Source organism: Janthinobacterium sp. 344, assembly GCF_900112025.1.
GTDB lineage: Bacteria > Pseudomonadota > Gammaproteobacteria > Burkholderiales > Burkholderiaceae_D > Janthinobacterium.
The window spans coordinates 307871-333615 of record NZ_FOKL01000002.1 but is presented as its reverse complement, the minus strand read 5'-3'; the positions used below and the strand labels follow the sequence as shown (position 1 = coordinate 333615).

Sequence of the window (25745 nt, the reverse complement as noted above, 5' to 3'; positions counted from 1 at the left end):
CATGCCATGTGGTGCCCGTTGACGGCTCCTGGCCTGTCCGGGTGTGTCAAAAACCTAACCCAGTTTAAGTCGCATCGTGCGATCTCTGCTGGATAACCTGTGTGAACCCTATGTCTACTGTTACAACTAACGAATCTACCGGTATGGAAAGTTTTGCTGCGCTCTTCGAGGAATCGTTGTCGCGTCAAGATATGCGCTCCGGCGAAGTTATTTCCGCTGAAGTCGTGCGCCTCGACCACAATTTCGTGATCGTCAACGCCGGCCTCAAATCCGAAGCATTCATCCCTGTCGAAGAATTCAAGAACGACCACGGCGAACTGGAAGTCAAAGTTGGTGACTTCGTTTCCGTGGCGATCGAATCGCTGGAAAACGGTTTCGGCGATACCATCCTGTCGCGCGATAAAGCCAAGCGTCTGGCTTCGTGGCTGGCTCTGGAAAAAGCGATGGAATCGGGCGAAATCGTCGTCGGTACCGTCAATGGTAAAGTCAAAGGCGGTCTGACCGTGTTGACCAACGGCATCCGCGCATTCCTGCCGGGCTCGCTGGTTGATACCCGTCCTGTCAAAGACACCACCCCATTCGAAGGCAAAACCCTCGAATTCAAAGTGATCAAGCTGGATCGCAAGCGTAACAACGTGGTTCTGTCCCGCCGCGCCGTCATCGAAGCGTCGATGGGCGAAGAGCGTCAGAAACTGATGGAAACGCTGAAAGAAGGCACGGTCGTGACCGGCGTCGTCAAAAATATCACCGACTACGGCGCGTTCGTGGATCTGGGCGGTATCGATGGCCTGCTGCACATCACCGACCTGGCATGGCGCCGTGTACGTCACCCGTCGGAAGTGTTGACGGTTGGCCAGGAAATCACCGCCAAGGTCCTGAAGTACGATCAAGAGAAAAACCGTGTTTCGCTGGGCGTGAAACAACTGGGCGACGATCCTTGGACCGGTCTGTCCCGTCGTTACCCACAAAGCACCCGTCTGTTCGGTAAAGTAACGAACCTGACCGACTACGGCGCGTTCGTTGAAGTGGAACAGGGTATCGAAGGTCTGGTACACGTTTCCGAAATGGACTGGACGAACAAAAACGTTGCTCCTAACAAAGTTGTCCAACTGGGCGACGAAGTAGAAGTGATGGTTCTGGAAATCGACGAAGAGCGTCGTCGTATTTCGCTGGGCATGAAACAGTGCAAAGCCAACCCATGGGACGACTTCGGTGTTACCCATAAGAAAGGTGACAAAGTCCGCGGCGCGATCAAATCGATCACCGACTTCGGCGTGTTCATCGGCCTGGCCGGCAACATCGACGGTCTGGTGCACCTGTCCGACCTGTCCTGGACCGAAACCGGCGAAGAAGCCGTGCGTCGCTTCAAGAAAGGTGACGAACTGGAAGCCATCGTTCTGGCCATCGACGTTGAGCGCGAGCGCGTTTCCCTGGGCGTCAAGCAACTGGAAGGTGATCCATTCAACAACTTCGCAGCCATGAACGACAAAGGCTCGCTGGTAACCGGTACCGTTAAATCGGTTGAGCCTAAAGGCGCCGTGATCCAACTGTCCGAAGAAGTTGAAGGCTACCTGCGCGCTTCCGAAATCTCGCGCGACCGCGTTGAAGATGCTGGTACGCACCTGAAAGTCGGCGACACCGTTGAAGCAATGGTCTTGAACATCGACCGCAAAGCCCGTGGTATCCAACTGTCGATCAAAGCGAAAGACAACGTGGAAACCCAGGAAGCCATGCAGAAGATGGCAGCGACCGACAACAACGCAGCTTCGGGCACCACCAGCCTGGGCGCCTTGTTGAAAGCTAAGTTCGATAACAAGAACTAAGACTTCGCGGATACTGGCAGATGACAAAGTCCGAGCTGATCAACCGCCTCGCTGAGCGTTATTCTCAGCTGGTGGCGAAAGATGCGGAGTATGCCGTCAAGACCATTCTCGATGCGATGACCAACGCCCTGGCGACGGGTCAGCGCATCGAGATCCGCGGTTTTGGCAGTTTTGCCCTGAACAGCAGGCCCCCGCGCATCGGCCGCAACCCGAAATCCGGCGACAAGGTGATGGTTCCTGAAAAACGGGTCCCGCACTTCAAGCCGGGCAAACAGTTGCGCGAGCGGGTGGACGCGATGGTCGGACAACCGATCATCGAGGATTAATCGTCTGCTGGAAGGCGACATAGAAAGCGGCGTCCTTGGATGCCGCTTTTTTTTGTTAATATGCTGAGAATACCTGACATAAGCTACTGCGCGTCGCGCTTTGCGGCCGGCGATGCTCACCGTACTTCAGTACGGTTGCGCTTCTTGGCCACAAATCACTGACGCTCGCTACGCTTCTGCCAGGCATTCCAAGGTTGTGCCATACGGCATTTTTTGTACTTTCTGGGCGTATCGATGAAAATCATCTCCACCATCGTTGGCTGTGTTCTTTTCGTCCTGTTCTTCAGTTTTGCGCTGAAGAATGCGCAGGTTGTCGACCTGCATGTATTCCTCAATTATGAAATCCGTGGTCCCCTGGTCCTGATGCTGCTGGGCTTTTTTGTCGCCGGCGCCAGCCTGGGCGTGCTGGCCCTGACGCCGACCGTGTTCCGTCACCGCCGCGAGGCGAGCAAGCAAAAAACCACGATCGCCGCACTGCAGACCGTTGGCGTGGCCAGCAATGTCCAGCCACAACCGGACAGCGTGACCGCGCAATAAGCGGCGCCGCCGCTCCTATCTTCTTACTCGAATAAAAACAAACGCATGGATATTGAACTCTGGTGGCTCTTGGGTATTCCCGTGTTTTTCGCACTGGGCTGGATTGCCGCGCGCGTCGACATCCATCAACTGGTGTCGGAATCGCGCAGCCTGCCGCGCAATTACTTCAAGGGCTTGAACTTCCTGCTCAATGAACAGCACGACAAGGCCATCGATGCCTTCATCGAAGTGGTCAAGCTGGACCCGGAATCGGCCGACATGCACTTTGCGCTGGGCAATCTGTTCCGCCGCCGGGGCGAGACGGAGCGCGCCATCCGCGTGCACCAAAACCTGCTGGCGCGTCCCGACCTGCCGCTGGAGCAGCAAGGCCACGCCGCCTACGAACTGGGCATGGATTACCTGAAGGCGGGCCTGCTGGACCGCGCCGAAGAAACCTTCAATGGCCTGGTCGATACGCAGTATGCGGCCCAGGCGCGCCGCGCGCTGCTGGAAATCTACCAGCGCGAAAAGGAATGGCCACGCGCCATCGAAGCGGCCGTGGGCCTGCAGGAATCGGGCGCCGGCGCGCGCCAGAAGGAAATCGCCCAGTTCTATTGCGAACTGGCGCATGACGCGCTGGTGCACCTGAAGCCGGACGAAGCCATGCCGCTGCTGGAAAAAGCCCTGCAGACGGACCGCAAGAGCGTGCGCGCCACCATCCTGACGGGTGACGTGCTGCTGGCGCGCGGCGACGTGGAAGGCGCGCTGACCACCTGGCGCCGCGTGGAGCAGCAAAGCGTGCCGCACGTGGCCCTGGTGGCGCAGCGCCTGATGGATGGCTACACGAAAGTGGGCCGCCCGCAGGAAGGCGTCAACCTGCTGCGCTCCTACCTGGAAGAGGCGTCGTCGATCGACCTGATCGAAGTCGTCTTCAAGGCCGTCATCGAACTCGATGGCGTGGAAGCGGCGAAGCAGCTGGTCAGCGCGGAACTGCGCCGCACGCCGACCCTGCTGGGCCTCGATAAACTGCTGGAAGCGCGCATGATGGATGCGCCGGCCGCCATCTGGTCCGAGCTGTCGATGGTGAAAAACCTGGTGCACGGCTACACGCAAAAGCTGGCCCGCTACCAGTGCAGCCACTGCGGCTTCAAGGCGCGCCAGTTCTACTGGCACTGCCCGGGCTGCAACAAGTGGGAAACCTATCCACCACGCCGTACCGAAGAGCTCAACGTCATGAATTAACCCGACACGCCACCTTGCCCCGCGCAACGTGGCGTGTACTCGTATGTAACACCTATATTTCAGAAATACGGCACAACCATGAAAATCACCATTATCGGCACGGGCTATGTGGGCCTCGTGACGGGCGCCTGCCTGGCGGAACTGGGCAACGACGTCTTTTGCCTCGACCTGGACGCACACAAGGTCGCCTTGCTCAACAGCGGCGGCATCCCCATCCATGAACCGGGCCTGGAAGAAGTCGTGGCGCGCAACCGCGCCGCCGGCCGCATGACCTTCTCCACCGACGTGGAAGCGGCGGCCGCGCATGGCGTGATGCAATTCATCGCCGTCGGCACGCCGCCCGATGAAGACGGTTCGGCCGACCTGCAATACGTGCTGGCCGCCGCGCGCGGCATCGGCAAGTACATGAGCGACTTCAAGGTTATCGTCGACAAGTCGACCGTGCCCGTCGGCACGGCGGAAAAAGTGCGCGCCGCCATCCAGGGCGAGCTGGACGCGCGCGGCGTGGCCACCGCGTTCTCGGTGGCGTCGAACCCGGAATTCCTCAAGGAAGGCGCGGCCGTCGAAGACTTCATGCGCCCGGACCGCATCGTCATCGGCGTCGATGCCACGCCGGACGGCGAGCGCGCGCGCGACTTGCTGAAAAGCCTGTACGCGCCGTTCAACCGCAACCACGAACGCACCTACTGGATGGACGTGCGCTCGGCCGAGTTCACGAAATATGCGGCCAACGCCATGCTGGCCACGCGCATCTCGTTCATGAATGAACTGGCGAACCTGGCCGACAAGGTGGGCGTCGATATCGAAGCCGTGCGCCACGGCATCGGTTCGGACCCGCGCATCGGCCACAGCTTCCTGTACGCCGGTTGCGGCTACGGCGGTTCCTGCTTCCCGAAAGACGTGCAGGCGCTCGAGCGCACGGCACGCGGCCACGGCCAGGAATTGCTGATCCTGCGCGCCGTGGAAGCGGTCAATGACAAGCAGAAACATATCCTCGGCGGCAAGGTGGTCAAGCGTTTCGGCGCGGACTTGACGGGCCGGCATTTCGCCGTGTGGGGCCTGGCCTTCAAGCCGAATACGGATGACATGCGCGAAGCGTCGGCGCGCGTGCTGCTGGCCGACCTGTTGCAGCGCGGCGCCACGGTGGCCGTCTACGATCCGGTCGCCATGATGGAAGCGCGCCGCGTGCTGGAGCTGGACTTGACGCCGGAGCAACTGGCCAAGGTGCGCTTCGCCGACAGCCCGCAGGATGCGCTGACGCAGGCCGATGCGCTGGCCATCGTGACCGAATGGAAAGCCTTCCGCAGCCCCGATTTCGAGCAGATCAAGGCGCGCCTGAAGGAAGCCGTGATCTTTGACGGCCGCAACCTGTTCGAGCCGGCCGTCATGGCCGAGAATGGCATCGAATACCACGGGATCGGTCGCTCGATCCTGACGCGCGCATGAGCGCCCGTGACTTGACGGCGGCCGCCGCGCTGGCCCAGGTGCGCCTGCTGGTGGTGGGCGATGTGATGCTGGACCGCTACTGGTTCGGTGATGTCAGCCGTATCTCGCCGGAAGCGCCGGTGCCCATCGTGCGCATCGAAAAGCGCGAAGAGCGCCTGGGCGGCGCGGCCAACGTGGCGCGCAACGCGGCCGCGCTGGGCGCGAAGACGAGCTTGCTGGGCGTGGTCGGCGACGACGAGGCCGGCAGCCAGGTCGAGCGCCTGCTCGAAGGCGGCGGCATCCACAGCTACCTGCAGCGCGATGCGGCCATTTCCACCATCATCAAGCTGCGCGTGATCGGCCGCCAGCAGCAGATGCTGCGCATCGATTTCGAGGATGCGCCCAGCGATACCGTGCTGCGCGACAAGCTCAAGCAGTTCAATGCGCTGCTGCCCAGCTATGACGTGGTGATCCTGTCCGACTACGCCAAGGGCAGCCTGGTGAACGTGGCCGAGATGATCAAGGCGGCCCGCGCCGCCGGCAAGATCGTCATGGTCGATCCGAAAGGCGATGATTTCAGCCGCTATACGGGGGCGTCAGTGCTCACTCCGAATAAATCGGAACTGCGCCGCGTGATCGGCAACTGGAGCACGGAAGAGCAGCTCACGGAGCGCGCGCAGCAGGTGCGCGCGCAGCTGGGCCTGGAAGCCTTGCTGCTGACCCGTTCGGAAGAGGGCATGAGCTTGTACACGGCCGATGACGTGCTGCACATGCCCACCGATGCGCGCGAAGTGTTCGACGTCTCGGGCGCCGGCGACACGGTGATCGCCACCATGGCGGCCATGCTGGGCGCCGGCATGAGCCTGAGCGACGCCGTGCGCACGGCCAACCGCGCCGGCGGCATTGTCGTCGGCAAACTGGGCACGGCCACCGTGACCCGCGACGAGCTGTTCCCGCAATAAACTGCAGTTGCGCCTGCGCCAGCCGGGTTTGATCTGGCGCAGGCTTTGTCTTCCTGTCTTGTCAACCGTATCACGTCCCAGCCGTTAAAGCCGTTAAGGCGCTGTTCCTCCCTTGCGTTCGAGTCACCTTGAAACCACATCACGGAGAGATACCCATGTTTAAAAAAATACTGCTGGCCATCGCCACCCTGATCGCGACGATGGGCTTTGCGTTTGCCCAGGTCGACGTCAACAAGGCGGACCAGGCGGCACTCGACAGCGTCAAGGGCATCGGCCCCGTCACCTCGAAAGCCATCGTGGACGAGCGCGCCAAGGGCGGCGCCTTCAAGGACTGGGCCGATTTCGAAAGCCGCGTGAAGGGGATCGGCCCGAAAAGCGCCGTGAAGCTGTCGGAAGCGGGCTTGCAGGTGAATGGCCAGGCCAAGTCCGGCGCGCCGGCGGCACCGGCGCCGGCGGTGAAAGCGGCGCCGGCAAAAAAGGAAACTGCTGTGAAGGAAGTTGCAGCGAAAGAAGCCGCACCGAAGCCAGCTGCTGCGACCGACACCGCTGCGGCGCCAGCCAAGACGGCCGCTGAGACGAAAAAAGAAGCTGCTGCCGCCAAGAAAGAAGCCAAGGCCGCCGCCGCTGCCGCCAAGAAAGAAGCCGCCGCTGCCAAGGCCGCTGCCGTACCTGCCGCCGCTGCCGCTGCCGATGGCGCCGCCACCGTGAAAACGGCCGCCGAGACGAAGAAGGAAGCTGCCGCTGCCAAGAAGGAAGCAAAGGCTGCCGCTGCCGCCGCGAAGAAGGAAGCGAAACTGGCTGCGGCCGACGCGAAGAAAGCGGAAGCCGAGAAAAAGTAAGCGTTTTGCCGTAGAGCGTGCTGCGTGGTGGTGCCGCGCAGCATTGCAAGAGAACCCCGCGTGGTACCGGCCGCGCGGGGTTTTTTTATGCCAGCCCGGTCGCCGCTTGCGCCGCTTGCAGGCTGGGCGGGACGTTGGCGCGCAGGGTGTCGATGACCAGGCGCAGGCGTGCCGTCATGGCGCGCGTGGCGGGCCAGGCCGCATACAGGGGCAGGCCCGGCCCCGCGTAATCGTCGAGCACGGCGTGCAGGCGGCCGTCGGCCAGGGCATCGGCCACCAGCCAGCGCGGCAGCTGCGCCAGGCCATGGCCGGCCAGGGCCGCCTGCGCCACGGCCTCCAGGTGGCCCAGGCGCAGCCGCGCCGCGACGGGCACGCCGTAGGGCTTGCCGTGCCCATCCTGGAATTGCCACGCTTCCAGCCCGCCCTCGCGCAACGTGCCGATGCAGGCGTGTTGCACCAGCTCGCCGGGCGTGGCGGGCACGCCGTGTCGTGCCAGGTAGGCCGGCGCCGCGCACAATACCAGGCGCTGCACCCCCAGCTGGCGCGCCGCCAGGTGGGCGCTGTCTTCCAGCAAGCCGATGCGCACGGCCAGGTCGCAGCCTTCCTCGGCAAAGTCGACGGCACGGTTGGAAAACTGCGCCTCGATGGACAGGGCGGGATAGTCGCCGGCCAGTTGCAGCAGCTGGGGCATGACCCAGTCGCGCCCCAGCAGCACGGGCATGGCGATGCGCAGGCGGCCCGTGGGCTGGGCGCGGCGCTCGGCCAGGCCCGCTTCAGCCTGCTCCAGTTCCCGCAAGGCGCGCAGGCAGCTTTCGTGGAAGACCAGTCCCTCATCGGTGAGCGACAGGCTGCGCGTGGTGCGGTGGAACAGCCGCGTGGCCAACCGCCGTTCCAGGCGCGCCACGGCCTTGCCCACGCTCGATGGCGACATGCCCAGTTGCTGCGCGGCGCGGCTAAAGCTGCCCGCCTCCACGGCTTGCACGAAGGCGCGGATGCCGGCAAAACGCTCGTTGGAAATCATCGGTGGCTCCATGGACGAAGATTCGATCATTTTAGTATCAAATATGGCGAATGAGTGTCTGCACTGGCGCTTGAGAGTCGCGGATAGAATCGGCGCATGTCCGTATCGGGAGATCCCATGCATCGCAACTCTATTGACCGCCGGCGCCGCTGGCTGGCCCTGGCGGGCATCGCCATCGCCAGTTTCCTCGGCTGTATCGATTTTACGATCGTCAACACGGCCATTCCCGCCATCCAGCATGAACTGGGCGCGGGCGTGGAACAGGCGCAGTGGATCGTCACCGTGTTCGTGATGGCCTTGTCGGCCTGCATGGTGGCGGCGGGCCGCCTGGCCGATCTGCTGGGACGGCGCCGCCTGCTGTACGCGGGCATGCTGGTGTTTGGCGCCGCCTCGCTGGGGGCGGGCCTGGCTGCGTCCATCGCCTCGCTGGTGGCCTGGCGCCTGGTGCAGGGGATCGCTTGCGCCGCCCTGTACACGACCTCGGCGGCCATCGTCGCGCAAGCTTTTCCCGACGGCGAGCGGGGCAGGGCATTGGGCTTGCTGTTCGCGGCGAATGGCCTGGGCCTGGCCATCGGCCCCGTGGCGGGCGGCTTGCTGGTTGCCAGCCTGGGCTGGCGTGCCGTCTTTTTGCTGAACGTGCCGCTGATCGCCGCCGCCTTCGCCTTGTGCCTGGGGCGGGTGGCGGAATCACGGGGCGAGACGGCGCCCCGGCGCTTCGACGTGGCCGGCTTGCTGTTGCTGGCCACGGCCTTGCCGTGTTTGCTGCTGGCCATCGGCCAGGGCGACCACTGGGGCTGGACGTCGGCGGCCACGGCGGGCACGGGCGGCGCGGCGCTGGCCTTGCTGCTGGTGTTCGTGTGGGTGGAGCGCAAGGTGGCGGCGCCCCTGCTCGACATGGGCCTATTCGTGAATGGCCGTTTCCTGCTGGCCAGCCTGGCGAATTTCTCGCTGGCCTTTTTTTATTGCGCCGCCTTTTTCCTGCTGCCGCTGTACCTGGGCGAAGTGCGGGGGCAGGGCAGCAGTCAGGTCGGCTGGCTGCTGTTGCCGATCACGGCCGTGATGGCTGCCGTTTCGCCGCTGGCCGGGCGCGTGGCCGACCGCGTTGGCACGGCGCCCGTGCTGGTGGCAGGCTTTGCTTTTCTTGCCGTATCGGCGGCATGGCAATCTGCCTTTGGCGCCGCCACGGCCTGGGTCCAGGTGGTGGCGGCGCTGGCCTGCATGGGTATCGGCTGGGGCTGCATCCTGGGGCCGGCCACCGTGGCGGCGCTGGCTTGCGTGCCGCCCCAGCTGGCCAGCGTGGCCATGGGAGCGTCGTGGACCTTGCACAATGTGGGCGCGGCGCTGGGCTTGACGATCGCCACGGCCGTTTTCCAGGCCGCCAGCGGCGCCGGTGGCCGCTTCATGGCCGGCTTCCAGGCGGCGCTATGGCTGCTGCTGGCGCTCAGTCTGCTGACATTGGCGGTGTTGCTTGGGGCACTGTGGCAGGCGCGCGGCGCCAGGGCGCAAGCAGCTGGCCAGGCAGGCTGACGGGCATGGGCGCCTCGATGCCGCAGCTTGCCGGCCAGTCGGCGGGCAAATGGTGCGTGCCGAAGAGGCGGTCCAGCACCGGCAAGGTCGAGGCGTAATTGCGGTTGATATGCTCGAACTTGCTGTGGTGCCAGTGGTGGAAGGCGGGCGTGGCCACCAGCCATTCGAGCGGGCCGAAGCGCCAGCGCAGGTTGGCGTGGATGAAGAAACCCCAGACGGTGCCGATCAGCAACAGCAGCACGGGCGCGGCGCTGCCGGCCGCGCCGGGGCCGGCCAGGCCCAGCAGATATAGAGGCGTCAGGCCGAACAGGCGCGTGACGACCATGTCGACGGGGTGGGTGCGTGTATTGGCCAGGAAATACAGGTGTTCCGTGCTGTGATGCACGGCGTGGTAGCGCCACAGCAATGGAATTTCATGGCTGAGGCGATGCCCCCAGTAAGTGCCAACTTCGCCGATCAGCAAGCCCAGCAGCAGCTTGGCCCACAGGGGCAGGGACGCCATGGCGGCGGGCACGGCATCGGGCAGAAAGCGCTGGCCGGCCACGGCGACCAGGGCCAGGGGCACGGCCAGCAGCGCGGCCGGCAGCAGGCTGCTGATGAAATAGAACCCCAGGTCGCTGAACAGTTCCATGCGCGAGCGCCCCGCATGGCGTTCGCCAAACAAGCGTTCGAGGGGCACGAAGAGGACGGCCAGCAGCGCCAGCCACAGGCTCAGGCGCAGGACATCGATGACGATGGCGGGTAGTTGCGTTTGCAGCGTGTGCAGCAGGCTCATGGCAGGAACGTGAATGGGCGGTGAAAACCCCGGCCCAGGAAATGCCGGTTCGGATTGGCCCGCGCGCCAGGGCGTCACAACACCGTGGCGAACGGATGCGCGGCGCGGCCCGGAAGCGCGGCTGTACCGGGCGTACAGCGCGCCTCGCAGGAGGCGCGCCGCGCCGTGGGTTTGTCAGCTTTTGCGGCGGCGCGCCATGAAGCCCAGCAGGCCCAGGCCGCCGATCAGCATGCCCCAGGTCGACGGTTCCGGCACGGCCGACACCAGCGACACGCCGTCGAGCAGCATGAACGGTGGCGCGCCTGTCGGGCTGCCCTTGGCCATGAACGACAGCAATTCGCTGCTATTCGTTGCCGTGAAAGTCATATTCGCCTGGTGCCAGCCCGTGAAACCCTGGCTGACGTTGGCCAGCGATGCCGTCTGCTGCTTGCTGTTGCCCAGCGAAACGTCCCAATAATTGATCAGGTTATCGCCGCGGAAGCCCACCTGCTGGCCTGCGCCATACGAGAAGCTCAGCGTGTAAGCCTGGCCGGCCACCAGGCCGCTGACCAGTTGCGTGACGGGGCCAGGAAAGTAATCCCAGTCGGCGGCCAGCACGTTGCCGCCCGTGGGGCTCACGCCCAGGCCGTTTTGCGGGCCGCGGCCGCTGTAGGAGTTCGGCCCCCACAAGGCCAGCGCCGTCTTGGCGTTGGTGTCGTCGATGTTGTTGCCGTTCAAGACGAAGTTGTAGCCCTTGCTGGACCAGTCGGTCAGGTAGGTACGGTCGTCGCGGGCATAGTTGCCTTCATTCAGCTGTTTCGATGTGCCATTGCTGGTCAGTTCGAAGTCGCCGTTCTTGACGAGGTTGACAGAGGCAGCCTGCGCGCCGGCGGCGCACACGGTGGCAGCGGCGGCCACCGCCAGCAGATTCAATGTTTTACGCATGAGAGTAGCTCCAAAAGTGACAGGTGGGTGTTGCAGTCTGTCGGCGAGCTTTTGGCCAACGATGGGTTGATCGCGGATGGGGCGAGTAGAGGATGCTAAAAAGTATTTCTGTGACAACTAGTGTGTCTTGTTGGCTAGATTATAGCAGCGTTTGGCAAAAAGGCACGTGACATGTCTTGAAAACAACATATATTTTTACGTGGCAACTTCATCAAGATTGGGATTTTTGCATGGCCGGCATGCTTACAGCTGCGACTCGATCGGCAGCCAGCGCATCAGCGACACCAGGGTGCGGCGCCAGAAGCCCGCCTCCGGGTCGTGCTTCCACACCTTGGCCGGCTCTTCCGTGGCGTCGGACCAGCGCAGCGCGCCATCGTCGAGGAACAAGCGGTAGCTGGTGTCGCTGGCCGTCGAGCGCAGGAACAGCGCGCGCATGTCGGCCGCCAAGGCGGGGTCGGTGAACAGGACGCCCATTTCCGTGTTCAGCTGGGCCGAGCGGGGATCGAGGTTGAAGGAGCCGACGAAGCCGCGCTGGCCATCGACCACGACGGCCTTGGTATGCAGGCTGGCGCGGCTCGAACCCATCAGGCTGATGCGCTTGCGGTGCAGGGTCTTCAATTCGAACAGCTGCACGCCGCCGCCCAGCAGCACCTGGCGGTAGCGCGCATAGCCCGCATGCACGAGGGCCACGTCGGTGGCTGCCAGCGAGTTGGTCAGCACGCTGACCTGGACGCCGGCGGTGACCTTGTCAGCCAGCATGGCGCTGAGCGCTGCGCCGGGCACGAAGTAGGGCGAGGTCAGCAGCGCTTCCTCGCGCGCCTGCGTCAGCAGCGGCAGCAGGCTGTGCATGAGCCAGTGCTCGCTGCGCTGCAGGCTGGCCACGGGCGCGGCTTTTTCCGGCGGGTCCGATACCACCTGCACCTGCTCGCTCCAGTGCAGGCGCACGCGGCCATCCAGGTGCGCCTGCAGCTGGCCCGCATCGGTCAGCTGCTGCAGGTACGGCGACGCGCCCACTTCGCCCGTGAGCGCGGCGAGACGCGCGCGCACGGCCTGCAATTCCGGCGCGCCCGCGTTCTTGCCTTCATGCAGGGCGCGGATGGGGATGACGGCGCGGCTGTTCCAGAAGCGGTCGAAGATATCGCTCGCTTGCCGCACGGCGGGCCCCACCAGCAGCAGGTCGGCATCCTGGAAATTGACTTGCTCGGCCGCATCGAAATATTCATCGCCGATATTGCGCCCGCCGACGATGGCGACCCGCCCATCGACGATCCAGGCCTTGTTGTGCATGCGCCGGTTCATGCTCAGCACGCGCAAGGCCATTTCCACGGCGCGGCGCCACACGCCGTCGCGGTTGCGGCCCGGGTTGAAGATGCGCACCTCGATCAGCGGATGGCTGTCGAGCGCGAGGATGGCGGCGTCCTGGCCGCGCGCGTTGATATCGTCGAGCATCACGCGCACGCGCACGCCACGGTCGGCCGCGCGCAGCAATTCGCGCACCAGCAAGCGTCCCGTGACGTCGTTATGCCAGATGTAGTACTGCAGGTCGATGCTGCGGCCCGCTTCGCGCGCGCTCAGGGCGCGCAGGGCGAACGCTTCGAGATTCTCGTCGATCAGGGCCGTGCCGCTCTGGTTCGGGCGCTGCGCCAGCTGCGGCGCCAGCACGCGGTCGAGCAGGGTGGCGTCCGTCGCCACGGGCAGGGCCGTGCCTGGCGCCCCCAGCGACCGCTCGGCGAAGCGGCCGTAGCTGTACAGGGCGGCCACGCTGAGCAGGGCGAACAGCGCGGCGAACAGCAGCAGTTTGACGAGCATGCGGCGCACCGTCAGCGGATCGCGCGCGCGCGGCGGCGGGCGGGAAGAGGGGTGGTCTGGCGCATGCGGCGGTCTTTCATGATCTGGGCGGGGAGTGGCCGATTGTAGCAGTTTCTATAATGCACGATTTTCATCCTGAAACATCCTTGCCCGCCGTCAAAAATGCGAGAATGGCCACCTACTTATTCTGGGGAGACGGCGGCATGGTACGGATATGGACGGGAGTGACGGCGGCCTTGCTGTCGGCAGGCGTGCTGGCGGCGCCATCGAGTGAATCGCAGCCGCAGATCGAGCGCGTGGTGGCGGAGATCTCGCCGCAGCGCATCGAAGCCTATGTGCGCAAGCTGGTGGGTTTCCAGACGCGCCATACGATGTCCGATACCGTGTCCGACACGCAGGGCATCGGCGCGGCGCGGCGCTGGATCAAGGCCGAGCTGGAGCGCTGCGGCGCGCAGGCGGGCGGGCGTTTGCAGGTGGCGTTCGACAGCCACATCGCGCCCGTGTCGAAGCGCATTTCGCGGCCGACGGAAATCGTCAACGTGGTGGCGACCCTGCCGGGCAGCCAGCCGCAATCGGCGGGGCGCATCTATGTCGTCAGCGGCCATTACGACTCGCGCGCCACCGACGTGATGGATGCCAGGGGCGACGCGCCCGGCGCCAACGACGACGCCTCGGGCACGGCGGCCGTGATCGAAATGGCGTGCGTGATGGCGCGCCACCAGTTCGATGCCACCCTCGTCTTCATGACGGTGGCGGCCGAAGAGCAGGGCTTGCTGGGCTCGGGCCACTGGGCGCAACAGGCGAAGCTGAACAAGCTCAATATCGCCGGCATGCTCAATAACGACATCATCGGCAGCTCGCGCGCCGACGACGGCACGGTCGATGGCGGCCAGGTGCGCCTGTTTGCCGAGGGCATTCCCGCCGTCAAGGAAATGAGCGATGGCGTGCGCGGCCTCGTGGCCACGGGCGGCGAGAACGATTCCATCTCGCGCCAGCTGGCGCGCCATGTGAAACAGGTGGGCGAGCGCTACGTGCCCGGCTTCCAGGTCAACGTCATCCAGCGCGCCGACCGCTACCTGCGCGGTGGCGACCACATGCCTTTCCTGGCACAGGGCTATGCGGCCCTGCGCTTCACGGAGCCGAACGAAGATTTTGCCCACCAGCACCAGGATGTGCGCGTGGAGAACGGCGTGCAATACGGCGACCTGCCGCAATTCGTCGACTATGACTATGTGGCGAAAGTGGCGCGCGTGAATGCGGCGGCGCTCGCCTCGCTGGCCCTGGCGCCCGCCGCGCCGTCGCAGGTGCAGGTGCGCACGGCGCAGCTGGAAAACGCCACCACCTTGCAGTGGCAGCCGAACACGGAACCGGACCTGGCCGGCTACCGGGTCGTCTGGCGCGCCACCACGGCCGATCAATGGCAGGGCGCGCAGGACGTGGGCAATGTCACGCAGGCGCGGCTGAAGCTGTCGAAGGACAATTATTTCTTCGGCGTCCAGGCCATCGACAAGGATGGCAACGTCAGCGTGGCGACCTACCCGACGCCGCTGCGCTAGGCGCTGCCGACGGGCAGGCGGGCCAGAAAGCCGTGGATCTGCGAGACCACGGCCGCGCCTTCGCCCACGGCGGCGGCCACGCGCTTGGTCGAGCCGGCGCGCACGTCGCCGATGGCGAAGACGCCGGGCACGCTCGTTTCCAGCGCGGCCCGCTCCGGCAAGTCGGGCGGGTACGGCAGTGGCGCGGCGTGGCCATGGGCGCGGCATTCGGCGCGCGTGACGTCGAAGCCCGTGCGGATGAATCCCTGTTCGTCGACGGCCACGGCGCAGTCGCGCAGCCAGTCCGTGTTCGGATCGGCGCCGACGAAGAGAAACACGCGGCGCACGCTGCAATCGCATTCTTCGCCCGTCTGCCTGTTGCGCCAGCGGGCGCCCTGCAAGCCATCTTCGTCGCCTTCGAGGGCGATGATTTCCGTGTGCGTGTGCAGGATGATGTTGGGCGTGGCGGCGATGCGGTCGATCAGGTAGCTCGACATGCTGGCCGCCAGTCCCGCGCCACGGATCACCATGTGGACCCTGGCCGCGTGGCCTGACAGAAACACGGCCGCCTGGCCCGCGGAATTGCCGCCGCCCACCAGGATGATTTCCTCTTCCTTGCACAGCTTGGCTTCGATGGGCGAGGCCCAGTAATACACGCCCCGTCCTTCATAGGTTTTCAGGTTGGCCAGCGAGGGCCGGCGGTAGCGCGCGCCGCACGACAGCACCACCGTGCGGGCGCGCACCTGCGTGCCGTCGCACAGCTTGACGCGCAAGGGCCAGCTGTCGCACAGCAAGTTGGCGGCGCTGGCCGGCGTGGCGATCTCGACGCCGAATTTCTGTGCCTGCACATACGCGCGTCCCGCCAGCGCGCGGCCGGAGATACCCGTTGGAAAACCCAGGTAGTTTTCGATGCGCGCGCTGGCGCCCGCCTGGCCCCCATACGCGCGCTGCTCCAGGGCCAGGACCGATAGCCCTTCCGAGGCCGCATACACGGCCGTGGCCAGGCCGGCCGGACCGGCGCCCACCACCAGCACGTCGAAGATCTTGTCGCCCGACAAGTCGGGCAGCATGCCCAGGCAGCGTCCCAGTTCCGCGTTGCCGGGATTCTTCATGACCTTGCCATCGGGGCAGACCACCAGCGGCCATTCCTGCGGCGTGGGCTGGTAGCGCCCGGCCAGCGCGGCGGCCGCCGCATCCGTGGCCGGGTCCAGTACCGTGTGCGGGTGGCCATTGCTGGCCAGAAAACTTTGCAGCTGGAACAGATTGCCATTGCCGCGCGGGCCCACCAGCACGGGGCCGCCCGAGTTGACATTGATCAATCCAACCCGCCGCAGGATCAGCGCGCGCACGATGCGTTCGCCCATTTCCGCCTCGGCCACGATCAGCGCGCGCAGCGATTCAGGGCTGATCACCAGCACTTCCACCTCGCCCACCGCGGCGCCGTTGACGAGGGCGGGACGGCCTGACAGCTGCGCCACTTCGGCGATGAACTGGCCGGCCACCAGTTCGCTCAGCGGCGAGGTCTTGCCCAGGCCTTCGTGGCGGCTGATGGCAACCTTGCCGGAAAGAATGACGAGCATGCCGAAGTCGCTGCTGCCGGCCTGGAACATGGTGGCACCGTCCGCGTGGCGGGCATGGTGGCCGAAACGCTCCAGGCGGCGCAGTTCGGCCGCGCTGAAGACGGGCCAGATCTGGTGGCTTCGGCTGGCCAGGTCCATGGCTGGCGCCTGCACGGCGTCGTCGGTGGTACTTTCGGGAATGAATTCGGGTGTCGTGCTGGGCATGGCTAATCCATTGATTGAATAAGCAAATTACTAAAATAACTAACTGTCACGAGTCTAGCGCATGCGCGCGCGGGGCGCTGGAAAACCGCGCGCCTGCGTCTTGAAATGACGTAAAGCAAGGCGCCGCACGGCGTTGCGGCGGGCGGCGTCACCCGCCCAGGGGCTCGGGGGCGGCGGTTTTTAGCCATACGCCATCGAGCATCTCATATTAGAATGGGTCTTTGTTGAAATGACTCAAACAGACACGATGGCTTACAAGACACTGGAAGATACGATAGGCAATACCCCGCTGGTGCAGCTGACGCGCTTGCCGGGCGCCGATGCGATTGCGCGCAACAATGTCATCCTCGGCAAGCTGGAAGGCAACAACCCGGCCGGCTCCGTGAAAGACCGCGCCGCCATGTCCATGCTCAAGCGCGCGGAAGAGCGCGGCGTCATCAAGCCGGGCGATACCCTGATCGAAGCGACCAGTGGCAACACGGGCATCGCCCTGGCCATGGCCGCCGCCTTGCGCGGCTACAAGATGCTGTTGCTGATGCCCGATAACCTCAGCGTGGAGCGCCGCCAGAGCATGGCTGCCTACGGCGCCGACATCCTGCTGACGCCGAAGACGGGCGGCATGGAATATGCGCGCGACCTGGCCGAGCAGATGCAGAAGGATGGTCGTGGCGTGATCCTCGACCAGTTCGCCAATGAAGACAATTCGCGCGCCCACTATGAAAGCACGGGTCCGGAAATCTGGCGCGATACGCAAGGCCGCGTCACGCACTTCGTCAGCGCCATGGGCACGACGGGCACCATCATGGGCGTGTCGCGTTACCTGAAAGAACAGAATCCCGCCATCCAGATCATCGGCGCCCAGCCCGAGGAAGGTTCGCAGATTCCCGGCATCCGCAAGTGGCCGGAAGCATATCTGCCGAAAATCTACGACAAGAGCCGCGTCGACCAGGTGGAATACGTGAGCCAGGGCGTGGCCGAGCGCATGGCGCGCAGCCTGGCGGCGGAAGAGGGCTTGTTTTGCGGCATCTCGGCGGCCGGCGCGTGCGAAATCGCGCTGCGCATTTCGCAGACGGTGGAAAACGCGACGATCGTGTTTGTCGTCTGCGACCGTGGCGACCGCTATCTGTCGACGGGCGTGTTTCCTGCTTGATACAGGACGCCCAGGCCAACCTGCTGCGCGGCGCCCTTTGCGGCCTGCGATGCTCACCGGCTCGGCGCCCCCGTGCTCTAGCACGGTGGCGCTTCTTGGCCACACAGCACTGCCGCTCGCGACGGTTTTGTCGGGCGTCGATACCGCTTGGGGAATAATGTAAAACGGGAAATATATCGGCCAGGACGGCCTGAGCACTGCTGAAACACCCCCTCCCCATGGCGGGGAGGGAAAACCTGCATCACTGGCAGGATCAGCCTTGTGGCGTTTCGCCTTCTTTTGGCTTGAATTGCTTGTCGCTGATGCGGAATTTGTTGCGACGGTCACCCATCAGGTAACGCAGGTCACGGATGCTCAGGTCGCTGACTTCGTGCATGCGGATCAGCAGCGATGCGCCGACCGGCAGGCGGTGATGGCGGATTTTGCTGATGACTGGCGGCGCCACTTCCAGCGCGCGGGACAATGCTGCGTCGTTTTTCAGGCGCAGGTTTTCGATCAGGGTATCGAGCAATCTGTTTGGGTTGTATTGAAGCAGATCGTCGGAGTCCGAATCGCTGTTCATATCAATGCCGACTTGGTTTGTCATGATGTTATTGTTCCTTCTGTAGTTGCACTGCAAAGTAAAAAACACTCGGAGCTCGCTCTTGCTGCGTTCATGTTCATTCTTTACTAAAAGGAACGAATTCACACACGGTACGATCCGGGAGACAGTTTTTCATAATATATACACAATTGTACAGCAGGATTCAATTTCAGGCTGGAAAGCACTGCAATCTTGCTTTGTACAGAATAGGCGTTGTCTTGTTGCAACACCTATTTATTCTTTATTATGCTCTATGATAGAACAAAAATTGTACTTTGACAAAAGTTAAGTATAAAACCATTTCTGTGTCCCGTGCCGCACAAAGGCTGGCGAGCGAGGCTGGCACGATGTTATCGTCTCCACCATAGCCCTGTTTGCAAGGCCCTTCAACATCGCTTACGCTTTCTTACAAGTAATATTATAACTTTACACTGACTTTCGGTTAGCGTGCGCGCACTTGGCTGATGGCCTTGCCCAAGTCGATCACTGACATGGCATAAAAATAACTTCTGTTGTACTGAGTTATAGCAAAGAAGTTATTGGTTGCCAAGCTATACTCTGTTGCTTCTGAGCCATTTTGTAAATCGATCAGGCCAAACAGCATATTCGGTGGCGGCGCTGCAACGACGCTGACGCCGGCCGATTGCAACTCGTCCAGCCGGTACTTGGCCTGCAAGCCCTGGCCGATGAATTTTTCCCATGCCTGGTTGGCCGACACCGTCACCGGATACACGCTGATGGCGGGATCGTCGCGCCGCCAGCCATGTTCGACGAGGAAATGCGCCACGCTGCCAATGGCGTCGGTCGTTGAATTGCGCAGGTCGATGTGACTATCGCCATCGAAGTCCACCGCATATTTCATGATGCTGCTCGGCATGAACTGGGGCAGGCCGATGGCGCCCGCATACGAACCAAGCAAGGTCAGCGGGTCGATGCCGTCCTTGCGCGCGAACAGCAGCGCGTTTTCCAGCTCACCCTTGAAAAATTCCATGCGCGCCGCGCGGGTCGGGCTTTCCGGATAGGAAAACGCCAGCGTCGTCAGCGCATCGAGCACGCGGAAGCGGCCCGTATTGCGTCCGTACACGGTTTCCACGCCGATGATGCCGACGATGATCTCGGCCGGCACGCCATACTCGCGCTCGGCGCGCGCCAGCGCTTCCGCGTTGTCGTTCCAGAATTTCACGCCCGCATTGATGCGCACCGGCTCGATGAAGCGGGCGCTGTAGGCTTGCCAGTTCTTCGGCTTGCCCGGCGGCGCCGGTTTCATCAGTTGCACGGTCGTGTCCACATAGCGCACCTTGCCGAACAGGGTGTCGAGCTCGGCACGGTCGAAGCCGTGTTTGGCGGCCATGTCGTCGAGGAAGGCGCGCACTTCCTTCCAGTTGGCATAATCGACAAACTCGCCTTCGAAGTCGAATTTCGCGGGGGCTTTCTTCGCAACCACCTTTTTGACGGGCTGGGCCTTGGCCGCGCGCACGGCGCGGGCGCGGTCGGCGGCGGAAATATTGCTGTTTTCGCCCGCCTGCACGTTGGACAGGCACAAGGGAAGGGACAGCAGCAGGGACAGGGCGGGGTATTTGATCGGTAGCAAGGAGCGTCTCATCAGCATTGGGTTAACAGGCGGCGCAAGCTGCGCCGCGCGCGGAATTGTTCATCTGGGCTGGCATTACCATACTTCATCGCGGCATAGATTGCCAGAAAGCGCGCGATGGCGGCGTGCGCCTCGGGCGTGGCCGTGCCCGCCGCCAGCCGCGCAGCATAACCGTGCGGACCCTCGTGCGGCGCACGGCTGTAGCCGCGCCGCGCCTGCTGGCGGCAAAAACGGGCATAGAGATTGTCGAGCGGATCGCCCGGCCGGTGCTGTTTCCAGTAGACCAGGCCGCCGGCCAGCGCCGCCAGCAGGGCCAGCATGGCGCACGCCAGCGCCAGCTTGTTGGGCGGCAGGTTTTTCACGCCATCGAGCATGGCGCGCTGGCGCTGCGGCGTGGGGTCCAGCACCCAGCTGCTCCAGGCGTGCTCGGCCTGCTGCCACTGCTGGCGCCAGGCATCGACGGCACCGCTGGCGCCGCCGTCGAGTCCCACCAGCGCGCGCCAGGCTTGCAGGGGCGACGCGACTGGCGCAGCGGGCAGGGCGGCATCCAGGTTGCGCTCGGTGCGCAGGGGCGCCACGGCATTGGTGGGATCGACTCTTGCCCAGCCCTGGCCGGCCAGCCACACTTCGCTCCAGGCATGCGCGTCGGACTGGCGCACCGTCAGGCTGGTGCCGGTCCCGGTCCCGGTCACGGTCACGGCGGCATCGCGCGCGCCGCCCTGGTAGCCCGTGACGACGCGCGCGGGAATGCCCATGGCGCGCATCAGCACGACAAAGCTGCCCGCGTAATGTTCGCAAAAGCCCGCCTGCGTGCCAAACAAAAAGTCATCGACGCCATCCTTGCCCAGCAGCGGCGGCTGCAGGGTGTAGCGGAATGGCGCGCGGCGGAAGTGGTCGAGCACGGCGGCGATGGCCGCTTGCGGCGCCAGCGCCTGCGCGCCGCTGCCGCGCAGGGCGCGGGCCCAGGCCACGCTGCGCGGGTTGCTGCCTGGCGGCAAGGACAGCCATTGTTGCTGTTGCTCCGGCGACAGGCCCGCCTGCAATCGGTAGCGCGGCATGGAACTGGCGCGGTAATGCACGGTCGAAGTAATGGGCTGTATCGTCAGCACTTCCAGCGCGGCCGAGACGACATAGGGGTTGCCAGGCAGGCGCTCGATGCTGCGCGGCACATCGAGCGCGAAGATGCGCCGCTGGCCGCTGGGCTGCAAGGTCACCGCATAATTGACGGGCTTGCCTGCGAGCGCAATATCGATCCTGCCGTCGATGGCTGGCGGGCGCTTGCCCGCGCCGGCGCCGCTGCGCGTCCAGGTGCTGCCGTCGTAGTCGCCCAGCACCACGCCGCGCCAGTACAGCTGGTCTTGCGGCGGGATCGGCGTGCTGAAGCGGGCAGTGAAGACGGTCTCGCCCGACAGGGCCAGCGACGCGATGGCGCCCGGCTGCATGCTGTCGGACAAGCCCGTGCGTGCGTGCGCGCCGTCGGCGCCCTCGTGTCGCGCGCTCCACAGGGGGCCATCGACACGCGGTACGAACAGGAACAGGATGGCGGCCAGGGGCACGGCCAGCGCCAGCATGCGCCCCAGCAGGCGCAGCCGTTGTGGCAGGCGCGGCTGCACGGCGCCGTATTGTGTCGAGAGCAGGGCAGTCAGCAGGACGAGCACGGTGGCCAGCATCCAGGCGGCACTGAGGATGCCTTGTGCATGGAAAAAGTTCGCCAGCAGGAGGAAAAAACTGAGGAAAACGAACACGAAGACGTCGCGCCGGCCGTGCATTTCCAGCGATTTCATGGCCAGCAGCAGGGCCAGCATGGCGACGCCGGGATCGCGCCCCAGCAGCGTGCCGTAGCTGGCATGCACGCCGGCGATGCCCAGCAGGGCCAGCGGCAGCAATACGCGCAGCGGCGGCTGGCGCTGGCCGCGCACGGTGATGACGGCGCGCCACAGCAGGGGCGCGGCCGTTGCCGCCGACAGCCATGCGGGCAGGTGCAGCGCGTGCGGCGCCAGCACCATGGCGGCGGCCAGCAGCAACAGCAGGATGTCGGCTTTGTCGCGTGGCAAGTTGCTGAGCCAGTGCCTCATGGCCCGTCCCACGTGGCGGACTGGCCGGCCTGTCTGGCGGCCTGTTGATGTGACTGGGGCATCGACTGGGGCATTGACGGGGGCGCTGGCTGCTGAATTGTCGGCTGAATTGCCTGCCGCGGTGTGGGGGGAGGTGCGGGGTGAGACGCCTGCGTGGTGGCTTGTTCGGTCGTCAGCCCGGTTGCCAGCTCGGTCGTCAGCTCAGTCGCCAGCTCGGTCGTCAGCCCGGTCGTCAGCTCAGTTGCCAGCCCGGTTGCCTGCTCGGTTGCCTCGGCCTGCGGTAAGTCATGCAGCGCCAGTGCGCGCAGGCAGGCGTCGCGGTGGCTGGGACCAAGGCCGGGCGCGATGAGCAAGGAACCCAGGCGCAGGCCATAGGCCACGCTGCGCCGTTCCGCATCGAGCACCCAGGCGGCCAGGCGCGACAGCCGCGCTTCCGGCGCCAGGCCATGCAGGCTGGCGTGGTCGAGCATGAGCGGACCAGGGGCCGCGCCCGCAGGCGTATCGGCGGTGGCCTCGAATTGCTTGCTGAACAGGTGTTCGCCGTCGTGGCGGGCGATGTGGCGCCACGCAAGGCGCTGCAGGGGATCGCCTGGCTGGTAGGCACGCACGCCGGCCAGTTCCGGGGCGCCCTCGGACAGCTGTTGAACTTGTTGAACCTGTTGGGCCGGCTGAGCCAGCCGGGTCGGCTGGGTCGGTTGCGTCGTGCCAACGGGCAAGGGCAGCGGCGGTGCGTGCTGTTCGGCGCGCGGATACACGAGTACGCGCGCCTCGGGCTGCCAGTGGCACCAGGCGTGGAACAGGCCCAGCGGGAAGTTGCCCGACAGGCGCACGGCCGGCGCATGCAGCCAGCCCCGTTGTGGCGCGGCCACGCCGATGCTGACGGCCGTTTCCCCATGGGCAACGATATCGGCCAGGCCGGGCGCCGCCGCGGAGCCGCGCACGGCCAGCTGGATCGCATGGCGCGAGCGGGCGCTGCGGTTGATCAGGCGCAGGGTAAACAGGGCGTGGCCGCCGGCGAATACGGCCTGGCCCGGCGCGGCCGCCAGCGACAGGCCCGCCAAGTTGCGGCTGGCAAACAGCATGTCGGCGATGGCGCAGGCGAACGCGAAATACGTCAGCGCGTAGCCCAGGCCCAGGCGGTAATTGACGGCGGCGATCCACAGCGCCAGCAGCAGCGCGGCAAAGGCCAGGCCCGCGCGCGAGGGGCGGATGTGCACGCGCTGCGCGCCCAGCCAGGGGCGTGCCGGCAGCCAGCGAACGGGGCGCAGGCGCATGGGGCTCAGACGGGAATGGTCAACAGCAATTGCCGCAGCAGGCTGCGGCTATCGCTGGCGCCGGGCACCCCGTGCGCCGCATGCAGGCGGTGCGTGCAGACGGGCAGCAGCACGGCTTGCACGTCGTCGGGCGTGACGTGGTCGCGTCCTTGCAGCGCGGCCCAGGCGCGCGCCGCCTGCAGCAGGGCCAGCGCGGCGCGCGGACTGAGGCCGTCGGCAAACGCGCCCGGCGCGCGCGTGGCGTGCACGAGGGCCAGCACATAGTCGACCACGGCGGGCGAGACATGGATGGCGCGCAAGCCCGCTTGCGCTTGCAGCAATTCTTCCCCGCTCATCACGGCAGGCAAGGCTTGCAGCATGGCGCGGCGGTCGGCCCCCAGCAGCAGCGCCCGCTCGGCGGCCGGGTCGGGATAGCCGAGGGTGACGCACATCAGAAAACGGTCAAGCTGCGATTCCGGCAGGGGGAACGTACCCAGCTGGTGCGCGCAGTTCTGCGTGGCGATGACGAAGAACGGCTGCGGCAGCGCATGCGTCACGCCATCGAGCGTCACTTGCCGCTCTTCCATCGCTTCCAGCAAGCCCGATTGGGTCTTCGGCGTGGCGCGGTTGATCTCGTCGGCCAGCAGCACTTGCGTGAACAGGGGGCCGGGGTGGAAGATAAAGCTGGCGCTGCCCCGGTCATACACGCTCATGCCGGCCACGTCGGCGGGCAGCAGGTCGCTGGTAAATTGCTGGCGCTTCCATTGCAGGCCCAGGGAAAGGGCCAGCGCGTGCGCCAGGGTGGTCTTGCCCACGCCGGGCACATCCTCGATCAGCAGGTGGCCACCGGCCAGCAGGCAGGCGAGCGCCTGGCGGATCTGCAAGTCTTTGCCGACGAGAACTTCGCCGATCTGGCGCGCGGCCTGGTGTATTTTCGAAAACATGCTATTTCTATCACAGTAAGGCGGATTATTTAATTTACAATCGCTTTGGCCAGATCAAACCACGCCGCCCGCGCGTGTCGCGCACGTGGTAGATTAGTGAGAGGCAAGGGCGGCACAGACCAGCCAATGATTTTATGCGAGAACGCGCCGGGCCGGCAGGAATGCCATGCAGTATTCCCGTCGTGGAAAAAAGAATGCACAGAGACAGAGGTAACCAGTACAGCGCATGAGCACAGCCATTTATACCCATCCCGATTGCCAGCGCCACGAAATGGGCGACTGGCATCCCGAATCGCCGGCCCGCCTGCAGGCCATCAATGACCAGCTCATCCTCGCGCACATCAGCGACCTGGTCGAGCATCGCGACGGCGTGCCCGCGCAATTGTCCGATATCGAGCGCAACCATAGCGCCACGGCCATCGGCCTGGTACGCGACAATGTGCCGCCCGCGGGCGATTATTACCCGCTCGATGGCGATACCTTGCTCAATGCGCATAGTTATAAGGCGGCGCTGGCCGCCGCCGGTTCGGCCGTGGCCGCCACGGATGCCGTCATCGATGGCGAGATCAGCAATGCCTTCTGCTCGATCCGCCCGCCTGGCCACCATGCGCGGCCCAGCGAACCGATGGGTTTCTGCCTGTTCAACAACGTGGCCATCGCCGCCAAGCATGCGCTCGATGTGCGCGGACTCGAGCGCGTGGCCATCGTCGATTTCGATGTGCACCACGGCAATGGCACGGCTGAATCCGTGGCGCACGATCCGCGCATCCTGATGGTTAGCTTCTTCCAGCACCCGTTTTATCCGTACAGCGACGTGGAATCGTATACGGACACGCGCGTCAACGTGCCCGTGCCTGCCCGCTCGAAGGGCGACGCCGTGCGCCAGCTGGTGCTCGACCACTGGCTGCCCGCGCTGCATCGCCAGCAGCCGCAGATGATTTTCATTTCCGCCGGTTTCGATGCCCACCGTGAAGACGACGTGGGCGGCATGGGCCTGGTGGAGGCCGACTACACGTGGATGACGCAGCAAATGATGGCCGTCGCCAAGCAGTATGGCAAGGGCCGCATCGTCAGTTGCCTGGAGGGGGGCTACAACCTGTCCTCGCTGGGCCGCAGCGTGGCGGCGCACGTGAAGGCGCTGGCGGAACTGTAATCACCGTGGCTACAGCAAGCTGGGGCGGCTGCGCGAATTCGTGTGGCGGTGGGTCTGGTAGTCGAGCGCGTCGCCGGCCATGAAGCTGCGCCACGCCTGCGTGTAGACGGTGGCGGATTTTTCCGCATCGAAACTGTCGAGCTGCAGCATGTCGCGGTGGTGCTTGATTTCATTGACCAGCTGGTCGTACAGCATTTGCAGGCCATAGCTGTCGGCGCTCTGGCGTTTCAGGCGCTCTTCCAGCTGCGTGATGCGCAGTTGCAACTGCCGGCATTCTTTCTTCAGGCGTGATACGCTGCCAGTGCGCGTGGCGCGCTTGGCTACCGCATTCTTGCGCGGGCGCCAGCCCGTACACTCAAGCTCGGCGTGCGCCACTGGCGCCACGCCTGTCTGTTCCATCGTCATATCACCCAATCCCCGTCGCCTGATTCCCCGCACCTGGCGCATGCCAGCCTGGAAATAATTGCTTTTCATTTAAGAGGCGATAT

22 protein-coding genes are annotated in these 25745 nt (G+C 64.7%); 11 read left to right on the top strand and 11 right to left on the bottom strand.

Translation table 11 applies throughout. The features are described from left to right. Positions 1-110 precede the first annotated feature (110 nt). From rpsA to BM193_RS07670, 7 genes are all read left to right on the top strand, one after another. Positions 111-1823 (top strand): 30S ribosomal protein S1, encoded by a 1713-nt coding sequence (gene rpsA / locus BM193_RS07700; protein ID WP_071650172.1) that lies wholly within the window; start codon positions 111-113, stop codon positions 1821-1823. 20 nt (positions 1824-1843) lie between these two features. Further along, positions 1844-2149 (top strand): integration host factor subunit beta, encoded by a 306-nt coding sequence (locus tag BM193_RS07695; protein ID WP_008446215.1) that lies wholly within the window; start codon positions 1844-1846, stop codon positions 2147-2149. A 234-nt stretch (positions 2150-2383) separates the two neighbouring features. Beyond that, on the top strand, positions 2384-2686 hold the full coding sequence (locus tag BM193_RS07690) for a LapA family protein (protein ID WP_092798574.1): 303 nt from the start codon (positions 2384-2386) through the stop codon (positions 2684-2686). A gap of 45 nt (positions 2687-2731) precedes the next feature. Further along, complete coding sequence (gene lapB / locus BM193_RS07685; RefSeq protein WP_092798401.1) at positions 2732-3907, top strand: lipopolysaccharide assembly protein LapB; 1176 nt, start codon at positions 2732-2734, stop codon at positions 3905-3907. A gap of 78 nt (positions 3908-3985) precedes the next feature. Continuing rightward, the gene (locus BM193_RS07680; RefSeq protein ID WP_092798402.1) at positions 3986-5353 is read left to right on the top strand and encodes a UDP-glucose dehydrogenase family protein; all 1368 of its coding nucleotides are present in this window, start codon (positions 3986-3988) and stop codon (positions 5351-5353) included. After that, entirely contained in the window at positions 5350-6294 is a 945-nt protein-coding gene (rfaE1, locus tag BM193_RS07675) for a D-glycero-beta-D-manno-heptose-7-phosphate kinase (protein WP_092798403.1), read from the top strand. Before BM193_RS07680 ends, rfaE1 begins: the two co-directional genes overlap by 4 nt. Positions 6295-6449: 155 nt before the next feature. Then, positions 6450-7133: a ComEA family DNA-binding protein gene (locus BM193_RS07670; protein ID WP_254785950.1), complete on the top strand. Its 684-nt coding sequence runs from the start codon at positions 6450-6452 to the stop codon at positions 7131-7133. 85 nt (positions 7134-7218) lie between these two features. Here BM193_RS07670 and BM193_RS07665 read toward each other — a convergent pair whose 3' ends face one another. Beyond that, positions 7219-8184 (bottom strand): LysR family transcriptional regulator, encoded by a 966-nt coding sequence (locus tag BM193_RS07665; RefSeq protein WP_254785947.1) that lies wholly within the window; start codon positions 8182-8184, stop codon positions 7219-7221. An 87-nt stretch (positions 8185-8271) separates the two neighbouring features. Between BM193_RS07665 and BM193_RS07660 the strand changes: the two genes are divergently transcribed. After that, positions 8272-9681 carry an MFS transporter gene (locus BM193_RS07660; protein WP_092798405.1) on the top strand — a complete coding sequence of 470 codons (1410 nt, stop codon included), beginning with the start codon at positions 8272-8274 and terminating at the stop codon, positions 9679-9681. Here the strand turns inward: BM193_RS07660 and BM193_RS07655 are convergent. From BM193_RS07655 to BM193_RS07645, 3 genes are all read right to left on the bottom strand, one after another. Continuing rightward, entirely contained in the window at positions 9596-10456 is an 861-nt protein-coding gene (locus BM193_RS07655; RefSeq protein ID WP_092798406.1) for a sterol desaturase family protein, read from the bottom strand. The genes BM193_RS07660 and BM193_RS07655 overlap by 86 nt on opposite strands. 174 nt (positions 10457-10630) lie before the next feature. Next, the gene (locus tag BM193_RS07650; RefSeq protein ID WP_092798407.1) at positions 10631-11380 is read right to left on the bottom strand and encodes a PEPxxWA-CTERM sorting domain-containing protein; all 750 of its coding nucleotides are present in this window, start codon (positions 11378-11380) and stop codon (positions 10631-10633) included. Positions 11381-11623: 243 nt separating this feature from the next. Further along, positions 11624-13189 carry a phospholipase D family protein gene (locus BM193_RS07645; RefSeq protein WP_092798408.1) on the bottom strand — a complete coding sequence of 522 codons (1566 nt, stop codon included), beginning with the start codon at positions 13187-13189 and terminating at the stop codon, positions 11624-11626. 203 nt (positions 13190-13392) lie between these two features. Here BM193_RS07645 and BM193_RS07640 point away from each other — a divergent pair, with 203 nt between their 5' ends. Further along, complete coding sequence (locus tag BM193_RS07640; protein WP_092798575.1) at positions 13393-14745, top strand: M20/M25/M40 family metallo-hydrolase; 1353 nt, start codon at positions 13393-13395, stop codon at positions 14743-14745. Here the strand turns inward: BM193_RS07640 and BM193_RS07635 are convergent. Further along, positions 14742-16508, bottom strand: a complete 1767-nt coding sequence (locus BM193_RS07635) for an FAD-dependent oxidoreductase (protein ID WP_092798409.1) — start codon at positions 16506-16508, stop codon at positions 14742-14744. The genes BM193_RS07640 and BM193_RS07635 overlap by 4 nt on opposite strands. Positions 16509-16755: 247 nt before the next feature. On the opposite strand from BM193_RS07635, the gene cysM reads away from it, so the two are divergent. Continuing rightward, positions 16756-17658, top strand: a complete 903-nt coding sequence (cysM, locus tag BM193_RS07630; RefSeq protein ID WP_092798410.1) for a cysteine synthase CysM — start codon at positions 16756-16758, stop codon at positions 17656-17658. Positions 17659-17911: 253 nt separating this feature from the next. Here cysM and BM193_RS07625 read toward each other — a convergent pair whose 3' ends face one another. From BM193_RS07625 to BM193_RS07605, 5 genes are all read right to left on the bottom strand, one after another. Further along, a complete protein-coding gene (locus BM193_RS07625; protein ID WP_034751784.1) occupies positions 17912-18244 on the bottom strand; it encodes a hypothetical protein in 333 nt (110 codons plus the stop codon). A gap of 439 nt (positions 18245-18683) precedes the next feature. Beyond that, positions 18684-19832 (bottom strand): lytic murein transglycosylase B, encoded by a 1149-nt coding sequence (gene mltB / locus BM193_RS07620; RefSeq protein ID WP_092798576.1) that lies wholly within the window; start codon positions 19830-19832, stop codon positions 18684-18686. Between the two features lie 11 nt (positions 19833-19843). Further along, complete coding sequence (locus tag BM193_RS07615; RefSeq protein WP_092798411.1) at positions 19844-21907, bottom strand: transglutaminase TgpA family protein; 2064 nt, start codon at positions 21905-21907, stop codon at positions 19844-19846. Further along, positions 21904-23181 (bottom strand): DUF58 domain-containing protein, encoded by a 1278-nt coding sequence (locus tag BM193_RS07610; RefSeq protein WP_092798412.1) that lies wholly within the window; start codon positions 23179-23181, stop codon positions 21904-21906. Before BM193_RS07610 ends, BM193_RS07615 begins: the two co-directional genes overlap by 4 nt. A gap of 5 nt (positions 23182-23186) precedes the next feature. Continuing rightward, a complete protein-coding gene (locus tag BM193_RS07605) occupies positions 23187-24104 on the bottom strand; it encodes an AAA family ATPase (protein ID WP_092798413.1) in 918 nt (305 codons plus the stop codon). 226 nt (positions 24105-24330) lie between these two features. On the opposite strand from BM193_RS07605, the gene BM193_RS07600 reads away from it, so the two are divergent. Continuing rightward, positions 24331-25257, top strand: coding sequence for a histone deacetylase family protein (locus BM193_RS07600; RefSeq protein WP_092798414.1), 927 nt, complete (start codon positions 24331-24333; stop codon positions 25255-25257). Between the two features lie 9 nt (positions 25258-25266). Here BM193_RS07600 and BM193_RS07595 read toward each other — a convergent pair whose 3' ends face one another. Continuing rightward, complete coding sequence (locus tag BM193_RS07595; RefSeq protein ID WP_139176169.1) at positions 25267-25656, bottom strand: hypothetical protein; 390 nt, start codon at positions 25654-25656, stop codon at positions 25267-25269. Positions 25657-25745: the final 89 nt, after the last annotated feature.

What these genes read in the sequence shown, in the direction of transcription:
- rpsA (WP_071650172.1), top strand. Translation starts at nt 111, where the DNA reads ATGTCTACTGTTACAACTAACGAATCTACCGGTATGGAAAGTTTTGCT.
- BM193_RS07695 (WP_008446215.1), top strand. Translation starts at nt 1,844, where the DNA reads ATGACAAAGTCCGAGCTGATCAACCGCCTCGCTGAGCGTTATTCTCAG.
- BM193_RS07690 (WP_092798574.1), top strand. Translation starts at nt 2,384, where the DNA reads ATGAAAATCATCTCCACCATCGTTGGCTGTGTTCTTTTCGTCCTGTTC.
- lapB (WP_092798401.1), top strand. Translation starts at nt 2,732, where the DNA reads ATGGATATTGAACTCTGGTGGCTCTTGGGTATTCCCGTGTTTTTCGCA.
- BM193_RS07680 (WP_092798402.1), top strand. Translation starts at nt 3,986, where the DNA reads ATGAAAATCACCATTATCGGCACGGGCTATGTGGGCCTCGTGACGGGC.
- rfaE1 (WP_092798403.1), top strand. Translation starts at nt 5,350, where the DNA reads ATGAGCGCCCGTGACTTGACGGCGGCCGCCGCGCTGGCCCAGGTGCGC.
- BM193_RS07670 (WP_254785950.1), top strand. Translation starts at nt 6,450, where the DNA reads ATGTTTAAAAAAATACTGCTGGCCATCGCCACCCTGATCGCGACGATG.
- BM193_RS07665 (WP_254785947.1), bottom strand. Translation starts at nt 8,184, where the DNA reads ATGATCGAATCTTCGTCCATGGAGCCACCGATGATTTCCAACGAGCGT.
- BM193_RS07660 (WP_092798405.1), top strand. Translation starts at nt 8,272, where the DNA reads ATGCATCGCAACTCTATTGACCGCCGGCGCCGCTGGCTGGCCCTGGCG.
- BM193_RS07655 (WP_092798406.1), bottom strand. Translation starts at nt 10,456, where the DNA reads ATGAGCCTGCTGCACACGCTGCAAACGCAACTACCCGCCATCGTCATC.
- BM193_RS07650 (WP_092798407.1), bottom strand. Translation starts at nt 11,380, where the DNA reads ATGCGTAAAACATTGAATCTGCTGGCGGTGGCCGCCGCTGCCACCGTG.
- BM193_RS07645 (WP_092798408.1), bottom strand. Translation starts at nt 13,189, where the DNA reads ATGCTCGTCAAACTGCTGCTGTTCGCCGCGCTGTTCGCCCTGCTCAGC.
- BM193_RS07640 (WP_092798575.1), top strand. Translation starts at nt 13,393, where the DNA reads ATGGTACGGATATGGACGGGAGTGACGGCGGCCTTGCTGTCGGCAGGC.
- BM193_RS07635 (WP_092798409.1), bottom strand. Translation starts at nt 16,508, where the DNA reads ATGCCCAGCACGACACCCGAATTCATTCCCGAAAGTACCACCGACGAC.
- cysM (WP_092798410.1), top strand. Translation starts at nt 16,756, where the DNA reads ATGGCTTACAAGACACTGGAAGATACGATAGGCAATACCCCGCTGGTG.
- BM193_RS07625 (WP_034751784.1), bottom strand. Translation starts at nt 18,244, where the DNA reads ATGACAAACCAAGTCGGCATTGATATGAACAGCGATTCGGACTCCGAC.
- BM193_RS07615 (WP_092798411.1), bottom strand. Translation starts at nt 21,907, where the DNA reads ATGAGGCACTGGCTCAGCAACTTGCCACGCGACAAAGCCGACATCCTG.
- BM193_RS07610 (WP_092798412.1), bottom strand. Translation starts at nt 23,181, where the DNA reads ATGCGCCTGCGCCCCGTTCGCTGGCTGCCGGCACGCCCCTGGCTGGGC.
- BM193_RS07605 (WP_092798413.1), bottom strand. Translation starts at nt 24,104, where the DNA reads ATGTTTTCGAAAATACACCAGGCCGCGCGCCAGATCGGCGAAGTTCTC.
- BM193_RS07600 (WP_092798414.1), top strand. Translation starts at nt 24,331, where the DNA reads ATGAGCACAGCCATTTATACCCATCCCGATTGCCAGCGCCACGAAATG.
- BM193_RS07595 (WP_139176169.1), bottom strand. Translation starts at nt 25,656, where the DNA reads ATGGAACAGACAGGCGTGGCGCCAGTGGCGCACGCCGAGCTTGAGTGT.